The organism is Arthrobacter sp. Cza30, from assembly GCF_059090765.1.
In genome coordinates this window covers 605982-620807 of sequence record NZ_JBNHGA010000003.1, presented here as the reverse complement: position 1 = coordinate 620807, position 14826 = coordinate 605982, and the positions used below count along the sequence as shown (strand labels likewise).

Below are 14826 nucleotides of genomic sequence, written 5' to 3'. Positions count from 1 at the left end.
CGTCGCTTACTGCTGCAGGTCGGACTGTTGGTCCGCGGTCGCGGTGGCCTCGCCCTCGATGTTCTGGGTGATGATCGCGTCCTGCTGGGCGATCGACACCGCGTCGCTGTCGACGGACCCGATGTTGGCAGCCACCGCGGCGTCGATGGGCGCCGCCACGTTGGCGTTCGCGGCGACGGCGCCGTTGATCGGCGCGGCGAGGTCGGCGTCGGCGGCAAGGTTCACATCGACGTTGAGGAGGTTGCCGTCGAGGGCGGAGGCGAGGTCGCCGGGGAGCGTCTCGCCGTCGACGGGCAGCGCACCGCCGTCCACGGGAAGGGCCCCGCCGTCGGTGGGGAGGGCGCCGTCATCGACCGGGAGGGCGCCGCCGTCCACGGGCAGCGACGCCGCGGCCGGCTCGGCCGTGGCTGCGGCATCCGTCGTCGCGGCCCCGTCGGAGGCGGACTGGTCGATGGCGCTGTCCTGCGTCGAGGCCGCCGTCGCATCGGCGGCGATGCCCTGCTCGATGACCGTGCCCTGGTCCGCCATCGCCTGGGCGCTCGAGCCGGAGGAGAGGATGTTCGCACCCACCGCGGCGTCGATCGGCGCCGCCACGTTGGCGTTCGCCGCCACCGCGAGGTCGATGGGCGCCGACAGGTCGAGCGCAAGGTCGAGATCTGCGTTGAGGTCGAGGATGGAAGCCACTTCCTTGTCGGGCAGGGCGGTCACTCCCTGTGCTTCCAGTTCCTCAGCGGACAGCGAGTCGCGTTCGTTCTCCGTGCTCAAGGTTCTCTCCTTCGGTGCAGCGGTCGGTGCGTCGGCGGGCGCTCGCCCGGTGAACCCCGAGGTTGCCCCAGATCGGATGCGTCACGGAAGGGCTTGCAAACGCGAACGCCATTCGGCTAGGACCGCGACCGGCGCTCTCGGCTGCCTGGGCGCACCTCGCCATAACGTTTCCCGACGGCGCGCACCAGCCCCTCGTGGCAGAAAACCGGGGTCTCTACCTTTGAGGAATGGCGCGCGACGAGCAACTGCCGGAGCACCTCTACACCGGCCCGATCACCCTGCCCGGCGTTACTCCGACCGACGGCGAAGAGCCTGATCCCGAGACGCCCGAGATCAGCTACGACGAGCAGCGCTATCCCGCGCGCCCTCGGCGCCTCCGCCCGCGCGATCACCTCCGCGGCAGCAGCGTGCGCCGCATCAGGACCGACCCGCGCACCGCGAACGGCACCAATCCCTCGTACGTGGAGTGGCTCGTGCGGCAGGCGATGCTCAAGGATGCCGACGTCCTCGCGCGTCAGCTCTCGGGGCAGCCGACGATGTGGCGCCACGCGTACGCCCGTCCCGACGCGCGCCGGGCCATCGCGACCAGCGACGTGTGGTTCACGGCGTACCCGATCTCGCTCATCACCCGGCCCGGGCAGTCGTTCCTCGCGGCACTCGGCGAGGAGGAGCTCTGGGAGGCGTTCGAGCGCATCGGGATCACCGCCGTCCACACCGGCCCCGTGAAGCGGGCGGGCGGTATCAGCGGGTGGCTGGAGACCCCGAGCGTCGACGGTCACTTCGACCGCATCAGCACGCAGATCGACCCGGCGTTCGGAGCCGAGGACGAGTTCCGCGCCCTGTGCGATGTCGCCGACGCGCACGGCGGAAGCATCATCGACGACATCGTTCCCGGGCACACCGGAAAGGGCGCGGACTTCCGGCTCGCCGAGATGGGGTACAAGGACTACCCCGGGATCTACCACATGATCGAGATCCCGCCCGAGGACTGGTCGCTACTTCCCGAGGTGCCCGAGGGCGCCGACAGCGTGAACCTCGACCCGGCCACCGAGCACAAGCTCGCCGAGCACGGATACATCATCGGCGCCCTGCAGCGGGTGATCTTCTACACGCCGGGCGTGAAGGAGACGAACTGGAGCGCGACCGCCCCTGTCGTCGGTCCCGACGGGCGCACGCGCCGGTGGGTCTATCTGCACTACTTCAAGCAGGGGCAGCCATCCATCAACTGGCTCGACCCGACTTTCGCGGGGATGCGGCTCGTCATCGGCGACGCCCTGCACTCGCTCGGCGAGCTCGGCACGAGCGCGCTGCGTCTGGACGCGAACGGCTTCCTCGGCGTGGAGAAGAGCGCCGAGGGGCTTCCGGCCTGGTCGGAAGGGCATCCGCTCTCCCACGCGGCGAACCACATCATCGCCGGCATGGTGCGCAAGGTCGGCGGCTTCACGTTCCAGGAGCTCAACCTCACAATCGAGGACATCCGCGACACCGGGGCGGTGGGAGCAGACCTCTCCTACGACTTCATCGGACGCCCGGGCTACCACCATGCCCTCGCCACGGGCCAGACGGAGTTCCTCCGGCTCGCGCTCACCCAGTCGCTCCATCTCGGCGTCCAGCCCGTGCAGCTCGTCCACGGGATGCAGAACCACGACGAACTGACGTACGAGCTCGTCCACTGGGCCACCCGGCACGGCGATGATCAGTTCCGCTTCCGCGGGCGCGAGATCACCGGCGGTCAGCTCGCCGAAGAGGTGCGCGCCGACCTGACGGAGAAACTCACCGGCTCGGCCGACTACAACCGTGTCTTCACCCAGAACGGGATCGCCTGCACGACGGCATCCCTCATCGCGGCCACACGCGGGATCGAGCGCCTGGACGACATCACGGACGACGACATCCCCGCGATCCGCGATGCGCACCTTCTGCTCTGCGCCTACAACGCCTGGCAGCCCGGCGTCTTCGCCCTCTCCGGCTGGGACCTCACCGGCATGCTGACCGTTCCGGCCGACGAGGTCTCCGACCTCATCGCGGCCGGCGACACCCGGTGGATCGAGCGCGGCGCCCACGACCTGCTCGACGTCGATCCCGATGCGCGCCGCTCGGCGGCCGGCATGCCTCGGGGGCGTTCCCTCTACGGCGCGCTGCCCGCGCAGCTCGACGACCCGGCATCGTTCGCCTCGCGTCTGGCCGGCATCATCGACATCCGGCGCGCGTACGGCATCGCGACCGCGACGCAGGTCGACATCCCCGAGGTCGCCCACGCCGGGATGCTGGTGCTCGTGCACCGTCTGGACGACGGTGACCCGCACGCGGATGCCCCGATGCAGGTGACCGTGCTGAACTTCTCGCAGGAGCCGACCGAAGGGACCGTCCGGTCTGAGGAGCTCGTGCCGGGGAGCCTCGTGACCGACGCCGCGTCGGGCGACGAGGTCGGCCGCGTCGACGATCTGCGGAGCTTCTCGGTGTCGCTGCCGGCGTACGGAGCGATGTTCCTGCTGCTCCAGCCTCCGGAGCCGGTCGGCGAGCACCCCGAAGCGGAGTGAGCGGTCCTCGGCAGCCGGACCGATCGCGTCCGCGCGCCGGGGCGCCTTACGAGAGGGCGGCGTCGATGCCGGCCAGTGGCACGGGGAGCCAGTCCGGGCGATTGCGCGCCTCGTAGATCGACTCGTAGACCGCCTTGTCGAGCACGAGCGCCTGCAGCAGCACGGGATCCAGCTCGACCGATCCGTCGGCGGCGGCGTAGGCGTCGACGAACGCGGCCTGGCAGGCCTTCGCCCAGCTGCCCGCATCAGGTCCGCCGGCGACCGCGCCGGCGTAGTCGAAGGAACGCAGCATGCCAGCGACGTCGCGGGGAGTCAGATCGGGGATCGCGCGTTCGGCCATCGGGCGGAGGGGCTCGCCTTCGAAGTCGACGATGCGCCACCCGCCGTGAGGCACCGCGAGCACCTGACCGAGATGCAGATCACCGTGGATGCGCTGCAGCCGCGGCCACGGGCGCTCGAGCGCCGTGCGGTAGACCGCCTCGACCGCCGGGGCACGATCGGCGACGGCGGGCACTTCGGACGCGGCGATCGCGAGCCGGCGCCGCCAGGCCGTTCCCGTCGACGTCACCGCGTCGGGCCCGGCATCCGACGTCCCCAGCGCTGCGCCGAGCGCGGCGTGGACCCCAGCCACGGCTGTCCCGAGGTCGCGCGCGGCGTCGGTGAAGTCACGTCCCTCGCCCGCCGCCTCGAGCGCGACCGTCCACCCGTCACGCACACCCGGCAGGAACTCCTGTGCGAAAGCGACGGTGCCGTGCGCGACGCCGGATCCGCGGCCGACATCCGGCCACTCGGCGTCCAGGCTCCCGAGGAACCGCGGCACGTAAGGCGACCCCGCTTCGCTCAGCGCGCGCTGGACGGTGACGTCGGGATTCTCGCCGTGGTGCAGCGTGCGGAAGAGCTTGAGGATGATCGTCGGCTCGCCGTCTTCGTCGAACACGATCGAGGTGTTGGACTGCTCGCCGGTGAGCACGCGGGAGCCGGTCACCCTGCTGACATCGACCCCCATCTCCGCGAGCATCGCGACGGCGAACGCGGGATGCCGGGCGGCGTCGACGAGATAGCCGCTGTCGTCGCGGCCGACGACGGCCTGCGGGTCGAGCGGCTCGGCCACCAGCGAGAGGGGCACGTGGTAGAGCGCCGGGAGCGTGCCCGCGTCGTCCATGAGCAGGTAGCGGATCGCCTCGGGCACCGGTTGCGCATCGAGGACGCGGAATCGTGGCGCGTGGCTCTTGCCCGCGTACCACCGCTGTTGCGCCACCCAGGCGCCGAGATCGTCAGTGAACTGCACACCTCACCTTGACCGGCGCAGGCCCTGCGAAGAAAGGGGTGGACGAGCGACCGCGAAAGGGCGTAGGGGCTACCCCGACCTATCCCATGCCGTCGGCTGCTGGGCCCAGGCGGCTGGTCGTTGACGCGCCACGCAGACGCTGTGAGACGATGCACCGGATGGACACCGAGACGCGGGACGAACTTCGCCTTCTGCGAGCTCGCGCGTACGGCCCTTCGGCTGATATCCAGGGGGACCCGGCAGCGCTGCAGCGTCTTCACGAGCTCGAGGCACTGGTCAGCCGACCGGCGCCCGTGTCCCCCGTTGCCGCCGCGGCGCCCCGGGCCGCGGAACCTGCACCCGCGCCGGAGCCGGTGGCGGTGTTCGACACCCCCTCGCATGCGGAAGCGGCGTCAGCGCTCGCTGTGGATCCGGAGCCCGCGTCGGCGGAGACCGAGGGTACGCCACCGCCGCCGAGGTCCGGCATCCGGCGTCGGACTCGGGTGCTGTGGGTGCTGTCGGTGCTGGCTTCGGCCGCCGTCGCGGCTGGGATCACTTACGGCCTGACGTCGGTCGCTCCCGTCGCGGTGTCTCATGGGGCGCGGCAGATCGCCACGCTCGAGCCGACATCGGTCCAGGTCCCCGCCGGCTGGATGGGTGCAGGTCCGAGCTCGGTGACGTGGGAGTTCTATGGTCTGACACTCTTCGAGACCGCGCACGGATTCAACGGGCCCGGCGACGAGTGCTTCACCCTCGTTCGGACGGACCAGGTGCCCGCCGAGGACGCCGATACCGGGTCATGGTCCTTCGACGGGAACATGTACGCCTCGTGCGGCGTCGGGGTCTTTCCCGCCACGATCGAGATGGTCGTCGACAGCAATGCGCCCGAGGAGCTGCGCGCTCAGTTCCCGGACCGCGCGCTGCAGTTCGTCATGGACGGCGACCGGGTCGGCGTCTTCCTCGACGAGAACTGAAGACGGACCTCACCCGAACGTGCGCAGCGCACGCTCCAGTGCCGCGAGGTCCGAGCGCGTCTCATCCGTCATCAGGAGGCCGTGAGATCCGAGGCGTCGGGTGTGTTCGCCTCGGCACGGGATCGTGACGATCGTCGTGAGGCCCGCTCGCCAGGCGGGCACCAGCGCCCTCACCGCCTGCCTGATGATGTCGTCGCGGATGCCTCGAGCATGTGAAGCGGCGTGCGCTTCATCTCCTTGTCGGGACCACTCCCGGTACGACGGGTCCTCGAGTGCTGCATTGCCGAACTCGTCACGCCAGCTCGGGCCGACGACACCTCGAAGAAGAGCGGCACGCTCGGGGCCGCCCGGCGTGTTCTGGATCCTGTCGAAGACATCCGGACCCAGGGGAGGCGCCCCGGCGTGCTCGGCGGCGGCATCCCAGATGACCGGCCATGCCGCATCCCAGGTGGCTCGGGTCGCGGGGCTGAGTGTCAGCTCCGTCGCGGCGGCTGGCCTGCTGACGAGGGGCGGCGGGAGGTCGGCGCCCTGCGGCTGGAGAGCATAAGCCTCTCGGATCCACAGCAGCTCGAGCAGCACGGTCGGTCGGTCCTCGACCGCGATCAACATCCCGTGCGGCCACTGCTCGCCGGGTACCGGCTGTGCGGCTTTCATCGTTGCGCGCTCTCGGCGCGGCGACCGATCGTCAGCCATGCGATGGCGCCGATCACCGGGACGAAGAGGACCACGAGTGTCCACAGCAGCGCCTGCGCGGCGGTCATCCGTCTCGCGGATCGGGCCAGCGTGACGAGAGCCACCGCGATGAGCGCGACGACCACGACCGTGACGATCGACCATGCGATGTCATACTCGGCCGGAACCAGCGGATTGTGTCCGTCGCCCACGGGTACAACCTACGGGCCGGACACGAGGGTCGCCAGCGCATACGGCTGAGGCTCACGCCTTACGCGAGCCGCCAAGGGAAGAGGGACCAGAGCACCGCTGCGGAGGCCGCCCAGAACAGAGCCACGAAGACGACGTCGCGCGTGCGGAACGGCACGAGGTGTCGCTCGGTCCGATCGGCGTAGGCGCCGAAGGCGCGCGCGTCCATGGCGAGAGCGACCCGCTCGGCGTGCCGGATCGCACCGGCCAGGAGCGGCACGATGTACCCGAACCAGCGGGCGATGGCCGAGAACGGGCCGTGACCGCCATGGGCACCGCGCACGCGGTGGGCCTGACGGATGATGTCGAGCTCGTGCCCGAACCGCGGCACGAAGCGGAACGCCGCGAGCGCGGTGTAGCCGATGCGGTACGGCACACGCAGCTGCTGGACGGTCGCGCGCACCAGGTCGGGCCCGGTCGTCGAGAGCCCCGCGATGAGGGTCAGTGCGACGATCGCCGCCAGGCGCAGGCCAGTCGCGAACCCGACCTCGAACGCGCCGCCGTACATCGTCCAGCCGCCCAGCTGCCACACCACCACGGACTGGTCCACGCGCCCGGCGTCCGCCCACAGCGCGAAGCCGAGGGCGATCATTGCAGCGCTGAGCGGAAGCGCGAGGAAGAGGATCGCGGCGAGCCGGCGCGTGAAGCGCGCGCCGACGAGCAGCACCGCGTACGCCAGCGCGAGGAAGGCCAGCGGGGTCTCGACATCCCGGACGAACACCAGCAGCACCATCGCGGGAAGCGGCGCCGCGAGCTTCGCCAGCGGGTTCAGGCCGTACAGGAACCGCACGGCCGGCGCGTCGATCTGCGGCGCATACGGGTCGGGGTGGTTCGAGGTCGCCACGACAGCATCGCTCATGCGTCGCCTCCCCGCGTCGCCGCAGCTGTCCGCGCGATGCTCTCGCTCGCGTCGGGGAGGTCGGCGAGTCGCACGATGCTCGACAGCTCGGGATGCCTGCGCACGCCGGCGAGCGCGCGCCGGAGCGGCGGCATTAGCAGGCGCGCGCGTTCGATCAGGTCGGCATCCGCGAAGACGTCGGCGGTGTCGCCGGCAGCGAGGATGCGCCCGTCGGCCATGACGACCGTGCGGTGGGCGTACTCGGTGACCAGTTGCATGTCGTGGGTCACGATGACGACGGTGGTGCCCGTGGCGTTCAGCTCGCTCAGCAGCGCGAGCAGCTCGTCGGCGCGGGCGCGGTCCTGGCCGAACGTGGGCTCATCGAGCACCAGCACGGGCGCCCCGGCGACGAGGGCCGTGCCCACCGACAGGCGGCGCTTCTGGCCGCCCGACAGCAGGAAGGGGTGGCTCTGCGCCTTGTCGGAGAGGCCGAAGCGGGCGAGCAGCTCCTCCGCGCGAGCCCGGACCTCGGCATCCGGCAGGTGCTGCAGCTTCAAGCCGTGCGCGATCTCGTCGAGCACGGAGTGCGCGATGAACTGGTGCTCGGGGTTCTGGAACACGAACCCGACCCGCCGCGACAGCGTGCGCGCGTCGGAGCGGGCGACGTCGAGGCCGTCGATGAGCACGGTGCCACTCGGCGGCGTGATGACGCCCGCGAGCGCCTGGATGAGCGTGGTCTTGCCCGCCCCGTTCGCACCGATGACCGCCACGAACTCCCCGCGTGCGATGTCGAGGTCGATGCCGTGCAGCACCTCCGTGCGCCCCCGGCGGAGCGTGAGGTTGCGCACCGAGATGAAAGGTGCCTCCGCAGTCCGGTTCTTCCCCGGATTCGGATCGAGGGCGCTGCTTCGGATGCCAGTGCGCGAGGCATCCGAATCCGCGGGGGTGGTCCGAATCCGCGCGGGCGCGGTCGAGGGTCGGGGCGGAGTCGCCGCGGCCTCGAGGGCGGCGTGCAGCTCATCGGGCGTCAGCGGCAGCGGGTCGAGCGTGAAGCCCGCGCGGCGCAGACGCAGCGAGGCGAGCGTCGACACCGGGAGCCACACGCCCATGTCATGCAGCCGCTCGGCCTGAGCACGGAGGATGTCGTCAGCGGAGCCGTCGGCGACCAGACGACCGTCGTGGTCGAGCACGACGACGCGGTCGACGAATCCGACCGCCGCGTCGAGGTTGTGCTCGACGAGAAGGATGGCGCGGTCACCCGCCGCGACGAGGTCGGCCAGCGCCGCGTATACCTCCTCGATCCCGCGTGGATCCAGGTTCGCCGTCGGCTCGTCGAGCACCAGCAGCGGCGAGCCCATCGCGAGCGCGCAGGCGATGGCGAGCCGTTGGCGGCCACCGCCCGAGAGGCGATCGGGATTCTCGGTGCGACGCTCCCACAGACCCACGCGGCGAAGCGCCGTCTCGGCGCGTTCCAGCACGTCGGCCACCGGCATCCGGAGGTTCTCGGGACCGAAGGCCACCTCGTCCAGGACCGTCCCGGTGACAAGCTGCGCGTCGGGGTCCTGGAAGACCATCGCGACGTGGGTGCTGAGCTCCGCGACGGTCGCCGATTGCGTGTCGTGCCCCGCGACCCGCACCGACCCCGACACGGTCGCCGGGACCGCATGCGGGATCAGGCCGTTGAGAGCGAGGGTCAGCGTCGATTTCCCCGAGCCGCTGGGCCCGAGGAGCAGCACGACCTCGCCCGGCGAGATGTCGAACGACGCGGATGCCGGAGCCGGCGTGGCCTCACCCTCGTGCGTGATCGCCAGGTCCGCCACGCGCACGAGCGCCGACGGAGCGGATGCCGCACCCGCGGGCGGCGCGCTCGCGGGTCGCGCGGCGGAGCCGGCGGGCTCGGGTGCAGTCACAGGGTGTCCCAGGCGGAAGGAACGAAGGCAAGCCTGACCAGCCCACCCTAACGGCTCCGCCTGCTCGAAGCAGGACGGTGCCGGTGCGGCCCGTGCAGCGCGACCTCTTGCCGACGTCACGTCGGAGGCGCCCGGGCACAATGGCTCTCGTGATCCGCATCGAACTCGCAGCACCGGATGGGGTGCGGTGGGCTCCCGAGCAATCCGTCGGCGATGGGGTGCTCGTGGTCGCCGGGTCGAGCGGCCGCATCGATGAGGACCGCGCTCGAGTCTTCGCCATGCATGGATGCTGCGCGGAGTCCATCCGATGGTTCGGAGGGCCGGGACAGCATGCGGGGCCGTGGGAGATTCCGCTCGAGGTCTTCCTCGAACGGGTCGATGCCCTGAAAGCTGACTGCGACCGCGTGTGGGTCGTCGGCACATCCTTCGGCGCGGAGGCTGCGCTGCTGTGCGGCGCGCTGTAAGACCGAGTTGACGGTGTCATCGCGTTCGCGCCGTCAGATGTCGTGTGGGCAGGATACGACGAACGGGGCCGAGAGACATCGCACTGGACCCTCGGCGGCACGCTCCTTCCTTACGTGCCGCTGGACTGGGCAGAGTACGAAGAAGAGACGCCGCCACGCTTCCGCGCCGTATACGAGCGCTCGCGACGCACGTTCCCGGGCGACGCCGCAGCAGCGGCGATCCCCGTCGAGCGAATCGGCCGACTCCTTCTGGTCGCCGGCGGCGACGATCACGTGTGGCCGAGCACCGCTCACGCCGAACGCATACGGATCCGCCGGGCGGCCGCCGGACTGGCCACCCCAATCGTCACTGCGCTCGACGCGGGTCATCGCGCGATCCTCCCCGGCGAACCGCGCGTTGCGGGCGGGGCGGCGATCAGCCGCGGCGGGACGGAAGCTGCCGATCGCCGGCTCGGGGAGCGGGCCTGGGCGGCGATCGTCTCACAACTCGATTCGGCACGTCATCGCGATTCGGGGACGTGCTTGTAGCGGAGCGTATCCCGGTGAGATTTCGCGATCAGCGTGACGGCCAGCAGAGCGCTGGCTCCCCCGACGATCAGAGCTGCCGGCGCGCCGACGACAGCGGCCAGCATGCCTCCCCGCATGTTCCCCAGCTCAGGGCCGGCGACTCCCGATGACGTGATCGACGGCTGAGACGCGGCCTCGGTAGCCGTCAGGCGTGACGAGCTGGACGAGGGCGCCGCGGGTGATCGCTCCGATGGTGTCGGCGGCTCCGGCGATGACGAGGCCTCTTGCGCGCAGAGCGACACCTTGACGAGCCGGGCACTCGCCTGAGCGTCGATGGCTCAGTGCGGCGATCCTGGCGAAAGGTCGTGGAGCGCCTGTGCGGTTCTGCTGTCCGCTGGGTAGAAGGCTTCGATCCGCAGTTCCTCGATGGTGACATCGAGAGCTGATTCGACGGCGGACGAGATGCTGAAGAGCCTCAGCTCCTGTCCATCCATGCTCAGCTCGAGAGGAACGACGACATCGGTGATCGCGGGTCTTCCGGCCCGGTCGCCCGGGTAGGACTCGACCTCCTCGGCCAGCGCACGCAGCCTCCGATCGCCAGTGCGGTCCGCACGGCTGCGCAACTGGCCGAGGAGGTGTGCGCGCCACTGACCCAGGTTGCTGATGCGCGGGGCGAGGCCGTCGGGATGCAGCGACAACCTGATCGCGTTGACGGGAGGCTCGAGCAGGTGCGCGACGCAGCCCCCGAGCAGCACGTCCGTCGCAGCGTTGCGGTCCACGATGTCCCACCAGCGGTCGATCACGAGCGCAGGGTGAGGCAGATGCGCATCTAGGATCCGCTGGAAGGCCACGCTCACTGAACGCAATTCCGGGGCCTGCAGCGAGCGTTGCGGATGGGTGGGAGCGAAGCCAGCCGAGAGTAGAAGCTCGTTGCGCTCCCTCAGCGGAATCTCGAGGCTCGAGGCGAGGCGGTCGATCATCTCGCGGCTGGGCATCGACCTTCCCGTTTCGACGAAGCTGAGGTGCCGGGCGGACACGTCGGCATGCGAGGAAAGCTGCAGCTGGCTCATGCGGCGGCGCTCGCGCCACCCCCGGAGCAGACTTCCCACCGCAGGCGTTTGGACGCTCGTCATGCCCCGACACTAATGAGGCACGTATGGCGACGCGATGACGTGGGAGGTAATCGACGCGACGCGGGGTCGAGCATGACCATGGCTGACGGCGGTTCCCCGCCGCTTCCAGACCGAAAGGAACTCCAATGGACGCTCTCGCGAACCACTACATCGCAACTTGGAACGCCACCGACCCGGTCGCACGTGCGCGCCTGCTCGCGGAGCACTGGTGTGAGGACGTGACATACACGGATCCGCTCACCGAGGTTGCCGGCCACCAGGGGATCGGTGCCACGATCGGCGCGGTGCAGGACCAGTTCCCCGGGTTTGTGTTCTCGCTGGTCGGGTCCCACGACACGCATCACCAGCAGACGCGTTTCCAATGGGGGCTCGGCCCCGCTGGCGCAGATCCGATCATCATCGGTTTCGATGTCCTCGTCGCTGCGGAGGATGGCCGCATCCGACAGGTGCTCGGCTTCCTCGACCAGGTCCCCGCCTGACGCAGCAACGCCGGCTCGAGACCGCCGTTCCGGGATCGGCGGCGGTCCGGGCGGTTGCGGGGGTCCGCCGGATCAGTTTGGGCCCGGGTTTGCAACTATACCTACTGGTAGGTATAGAGTCGTGTCATGGATTCTCGGGAGCGGCTCGTGGAAACGATGAGCGAGCTGATGTGGGAGCGCGGCTATGCGGACACCAGCCCTCGCGATGTGCGGGAACGATCTGGAGTCGGCCAGGGCAGCATGTATCACCACTTCCCGACGAAGCGCGAACTTGCGCTCGCCGCGCTGGAACGCAATATCGCCGACCTCCTGCCGGCCTCGAGTGAGCTCGACGGCACGGAAGGCAGTCCCCTGGCGCGGATTCAGGCGTATCTGATGCGGCCCCGCGATGCACTCAAGGGCTGCAAGGTGGGGCGGATGACGCAGGATCCGCAGGTTCGCGAAGACCCCACGCTCCTCGCTCCCGTCGGCCGCGCGTTCGCGCAGGTCCACGCCAGCTGGGTGAACGCGCTTCGCAGCGCGATCGCGACGGGCGAGCTTCGCGACGACCTCGATGCGGAGCGGTTGGCGCACACCCTCATGGCAGTGCTGCAAGGCGGATACGTGCTGGCGATCGCTCAACAGGACTCGAAGCCGTTCGAAGATGCGCGCGACGGCGTGCTCGACCTGCTGCGCGCCGCTGCGCGGCCCCACGCCACTCCCGCCCCGGGCGACGACACGAAGGAACGGATGCCATGACAGTACGTATCGGAATCAACGGATTCGGCCGGATAGGTCGCAGCTACCTGCGCGCGGCGCTGGCTTCCAACGCCGATGTCGAGGTCGTCGCGATCAACGATCTCGCCGCCACATCGACGCTCGCCACTCTGCTGGAGTGGGACTCCCTCGCCGGCCACCTCGACGGGGTGGAAACCGAGGATGACGTGCTCATCGTGCAGGGTCGGCGCATCAAAGTCTTCGCCGAACCCGACCCGGCGAAGATCATGTGGTCTGAGGTCGGCGCCGAGGTCGTCATCGAATCCACCGGCCGCTTCACCGAGAAGGCGGCAGCGTCGGTCCACCTTGCGGGCGGAGCGAAGAAGGTCCTCGTGTCAGCGCCGGTCAAGGGCGACGTCCCCACCGTCGTACTCGGGGTGAACGACCACGATCTCGACCTGAACGCACACGACGTGTTCTCCAACGGTTCGTGCACCACGAACTCGCTCGCGCCACTGGCTAAGGTGCTCCACGAGTCCTTCGGTATCGAGTCCGGGTTGATGACGACCGTGCATGCCTACACAAGCGACCAGCGGCTTCACGATGCCCCGCATTCCGACCTGCGGCGCGCCCGCGCGGCGGCGATATCGACGATCCCCGCCTCGTCAGGAGCAGCTGACGCCATCGGCAAAGTGCTGCCCGAACTCGACGGGCGCCTCACCGGCGCCGCGCTTCGCGTCCCGGTGCCTGTCGGGTCGATCACCGACCTGACGGTCTCGCTGCACAGAAAGGTGACCGCGGAGGACGTCAACGCCGCCTTCCACGCTGCCGCTTCCTCCCCGCGTTTGAATCGGTACCTGCAGTATTCCGAGGCCCCACTCGTCTCTGCTGATATCGTCGGCAACCCGCACTCCTCGATCTACGATGCACCGCTGACGCAGGCCGTCGGCCGCCAGGTCAAGGTGCACGGCTGGTACGACAACGAATGGGGTTTCTCAAACCGTCTCGTCGAGTTCTCGGAACGACTCGGCGCGGTGGTCTGACGTGTGTGGACGAGTCGCCTGATGAAAAGCCCGATATGAGTGGCCTTCCTGAAGGGCACGCGGATTTCCGTCACGTCGGATCACCGTCGGCGGACTGGCCGATACGGATCGTGCAGCATCCGGATCTCTCCATCGATGATCTCGCGGCGCTGCGCGCGTTGTTCGACTCGGAGTATCTCGCCGACTACGGGTCATGGAACCCGGATCAGCCCTATGGCTACTCGCCGGCCGACGTCCACGTGATGGTGTTCGACCAGGAGCGCGTCATCGCGCACGTCGGCTTCCAGGTGCGCACCATCACGGTCGGTGGCGTGGCCGTCGTCGTCGCCGGCACCGGAGGCGTCCTGGTCGATGCGGTCCATCGGGCGCGGGGGGTGGGCCGTCGAGCGATGCTGGCCGCGCACGCCGCTATGCGGGCAGATCCTCGAATCGCCTTCGGCTACCTCGGCTGCCGATCAGAGGTGGTCCCGTTCTACGAGAGCGCGGGATGGCAACGGATCCACGTCACCGAGCGATGCACGTCGCGCATCGACCAGACCACCGTGCTGACCGAGACCGCTGCGCCCCTCCTCATCCATCCGGTCCACGCGCAAGCGGCCGATTGGCCGCCGGGAGACGTGGATCTGCGCGGAACGCCCTGGTGACCGATCGCGGGGCGGTCAGCCCCGCGATCCGCGCACCACTCCGGCCCGGCGCAGCGCCGCGCCGATGGCAAGGCCGACGGCGGTCCACCCCATCGGGCCGAGCAGGGACAGCAGCAGATACGCGACCTGCGCCCACATCTCCAGTGCGCCGAGGTCTGCGGCGAAGAACACCACGACCGCGACCAGGATGCCGATGACGACGGCCGAGAGGAAGAAGCGCCAGGGTGCCCACGACCGGTAGCGGACGGCGGCGGCGACGAGCTCCTGGATGCCGCCGAAGAGAACCGCCGTGCCGAGGAACTGCCACGCGTAGATGGGGGCGATCGCGCTCGAGACCAGCGCCGCGAGTCCGTGAGTCACCAGCGCGACCCACGGCGTGCGGAGCGCCTCCTGCGCGATGATGCCCGGCAGCACGTGCACGCCGAGCAGCAAGCCGTACACCGGCGGGAACGCGACCAGCAGCGGCACCGTCAGCCAGCCTGCCGCGCCGCCCAGGATGCCGGTCGCCACTCCGATCGCCGCGCATGTGAGCAGAACGCTCGTCGACAGGCGGGAAGAGCGGGCCACCTGCACAGACTATCGAGCCGGTGGATTCCCTTTCTCACACAGCTCTCATTTCTGAAAGGCGACTGAGAGTTACGTTTG

The 14826-nt window shown here is 69.7% G+C and carries 16 protein-coding genes; 8 read left to right on the top strand and 8 right to left on the bottom strand.

Going from position 1 to position 14826, the window contains the following annotated elements; all coding sequences use genetic code 11:
• Window positions 1–6 precede the first annotated feature (6 nt).
• On the bottom strand, window positions 7–765 hold the full coding sequence (locus tag AC5RVZ_RS12335) for a peptidoglycan-binding protein (RefSeq protein ID WP_494066047.1): 759 nt from the start codon (window positions 763–765) through the stop codon (window positions 7–9).
• Between the two features lie 227 nt (window positions 766–992).
• Between AC5RVZ_RS12335 and treS the strand changes: the two genes are divergently transcribed.
• Entirely contained in the window at window positions 993–3305 is a 2313-nt protein-coding gene (treS, locus tag AC5RVZ_RS12330; RefSeq protein ID WP_494066046.1) for a maltose alpha-D-glucosyltransferase, read from the top strand.
• 46 nt (window positions 3306–3351) lie between these two features.
• On the opposite strand, the gene AC5RVZ_RS12325 is transcribed toward treS, so the two are convergent.
• Entirely contained in the window at window positions 3352–4593 is a 1242-nt protein-coding gene (locus AC5RVZ_RS12325; RefSeq protein ID WP_494066045.1) for a maltokinase N-terminal cap-like domain-containing protein, read from the bottom strand.
• Between the two features lie 158 nt (window positions 4594–4751).
• Here AC5RVZ_RS12325 and AC5RVZ_RS12320 point away from each other — a divergent pair, with 158 nt between their 5' ends.
• Window positions 4752–5546 (top strand): hypothetical protein, encoded by a 795-nt coding sequence (locus AC5RVZ_RS12320; protein ID WP_494066044.1) that lies wholly within the window; start codon window positions 4752–4754, stop codon window positions 5544–5546.
• A gap of 9 nt (window positions 5547–5555) precedes the next feature.
• Here AC5RVZ_RS12320 and AC5RVZ_RS12315 read toward each other — a convergent pair whose 3' ends face one another.
• Genes AC5RVZ_RS12315 through AC5RVZ_RS12300 form a run of 4 tightly spaced genes read right to left on the bottom strand, consistent with a single transcriptional unit; the run spans window position 5556 to window position 9215 of the window.
• Entirely contained in the window at window positions 5556–6200 is a 645-nt protein-coding gene (locus AC5RVZ_RS12315) for a hypothetical protein (RefSeq protein WP_494066043.1), read from the bottom strand.
• Window positions 6197–6430 carry a PLD nuclease N-terminal domain-containing protein gene (locus AC5RVZ_RS12310; RefSeq protein ID WP_494066042.1) on the bottom strand — a complete coding sequence of 78 codons (234 nt, stop codon included), beginning with the start codon at window positions 6428–6430 and terminating at the stop codon, window positions 6197–6199. Before AC5RVZ_RS12310 ends, AC5RVZ_RS12315 begins: the two co-directional genes overlap by 4 nt.
• A gap of 59 nt (window positions 6431–6489) precedes the next feature.
• Entirely contained in the window at window positions 6490–7326 is an 837-nt protein-coding gene (locus AC5RVZ_RS12305; protein ID WP_494066041.1) for an energy-coupling factor transporter transmembrane component T, read from the bottom strand.
• Complete coding sequence (locus tag AC5RVZ_RS12300; RefSeq protein WP_494066040.1) at window positions 7323–9215, bottom strand: ABC transporter ATP-binding protein; 1893 nt, start codon at window positions 9213–9215, stop codon at window positions 7323–7325. Before AC5RVZ_RS12300 ends, AC5RVZ_RS12305 begins: the two co-directional genes overlap by 4 nt.
• Window positions 9216–9364: 149 nt before the next feature.
• Here AC5RVZ_RS12300 and AC5RVZ_RS12295 point away from each other — a divergent pair, with 149 nt between their 5' ends.
• Window positions 9365–9679, top strand: a complete 315-nt coding sequence (locus AC5RVZ_RS12295) for a hypothetical protein (protein ID WP_494066039.1) — start codon at window positions 9365–9367, stop codon at window positions 9677–9679.
• 114 nt (window positions 9680–9793) lie between these two features.
• Window positions 9794–10207: an acyl-CoA thioester hydrolase/BAAT C-terminal domain-containing protein gene (locus AC5RVZ_RS12290; RefSeq protein WP_494066038.1), complete on the top strand. Its 414-nt coding sequence runs from the start codon at window positions 9794–9796 to the stop codon at window positions 10205–10207.
• Window positions 10208–10524: 317 nt separating this feature from the next.
• On the opposite strand, the gene AC5RVZ_RS12285 is transcribed toward AC5RVZ_RS12290, so the two are convergent.
• Window positions 10525–11319, bottom strand: coding sequence for a helix-turn-helix domain-containing protein (locus tag AC5RVZ_RS12285; RefSeq protein WP_494066037.1), 795 nt, complete (start codon window positions 11317–11319; stop codon window positions 10525–10527).
• A 125-nt stretch (window positions 11320–11444) separates the two neighbouring features.
• Here AC5RVZ_RS12285 and AC5RVZ_RS12280 point away from each other — a divergent pair, with 125 nt between their 5' ends.
• From AC5RVZ_RS12280 to AC5RVZ_RS12265, 4 genes are all read left to right on the top strand, one after another.
• Window positions 11445–11798, top strand: coding sequence for a nuclear transport factor 2 family protein (locus AC5RVZ_RS12280; protein WP_494066036.1), 354 nt, complete (start codon window positions 11445–11447; stop codon window positions 11796–11798).
• Window positions 11799–11924: 126 nt separating this feature from the next.
• Window positions 11925–12536, top strand: a complete 612-nt coding sequence (locus AC5RVZ_RS12275) for a TetR/AcrR family transcriptional regulator (RefSeq protein WP_494066035.1) — start codon at window positions 11925–11927, stop codon at window positions 12534–12536.
• On the top strand, window positions 12533–13537 hold the full coding sequence (gene gap, locus AC5RVZ_RS12270) for a type I glyceraldehyde-3-phosphate dehydrogenase (protein WP_494066034.1): 1005 nt from the start codon (window positions 12533–12535) through the stop codon (window positions 13535–13537). Before AC5RVZ_RS12275 ends, gap begins: the two co-directional genes overlap by 4 nt.
• A 5-nt stretch (window positions 13538–13542) precedes the next feature.
• The gene (locus AC5RVZ_RS12265) at window positions 13543–14181 is read left to right on the top strand and encodes a GNAT family N-acetyltransferase (protein ID WP_494066033.1); all 639 of its coding nucleotides are present in this window, start codon (window positions 13543–13545) and stop codon (window positions 14179–14181) included.
• 15 nt (window positions 14182–14196) lie between these two features.
• Here the strand turns inward: AC5RVZ_RS12265 and AC5RVZ_RS12260 are convergent, their stop codons facing one another.
• Complete coding sequence (locus tag AC5RVZ_RS12260; RefSeq protein ID WP_494066032.1) at window positions 14197–14748, bottom strand: ECF transporter S component; 552 nt, start codon at window positions 14746–14748, stop codon at window positions 14197–14199.
• Between the last annotated feature and the right edge of the window lie 78 nt (window positions 14749–14826).

Bases quoted from the DNA above. Each gene is read 5' to 3' on its own strand.
- AC5RVZ_RS12275 (WP_494066035.1), top strand. From the start codon at position 11,925: ATGGATTCTCGGGAGCGGCTCGTGGAAACGATGAGCGAGCTGATGTGG.
- AC5RVZ_RS12320 (WP_494066044.1), top strand. From the start codon at position 4,752: ATGGACACCGAGACGCGGGACGAACTTCGCCTTCTGCGAGCTCGCGCG.
- treS (WP_494066046.1), top strand. From the start codon at position 993: ATGGCGCGCGACGAGCAACTGCCGGAGCACCTCTACACCGGCCCGATC.
- AC5RVZ_RS12285 (WP_494066037.1), bottom strand. From the start codon at position 11,319: ATGACGAGCGTCCAAACGCCTGCGGTGGGAAGTCTGCTCCGGGGGTGG.
- AC5RVZ_RS12305 (WP_494066041.1), bottom strand. From the start codon at position 7,326: ATGAGCGATGCTGTCGTGGCGACCTCGAACCACCCCGACCCGTATGCG.
- AC5RVZ_RS12315 (WP_494066043.1), bottom strand. From the start codon at position 6,200: ATGAAAGCCGCACAGCCGGTACCCGGCGAGCAGTGGCCGCACGGGATG.
- AC5RVZ_RS12280 (WP_494066036.1), top strand. From the start codon at position 11,445: ATGGACGCTCTCGCGAACCACTACATCGCAACTTGGAACGCCACCGAC.
- gap (WP_494066034.1), top strand. From the start codon at position 12,533: ATGACAGTACGTATCGGAATCAACGGATTCGGCCGGATAGGTCGCAGC.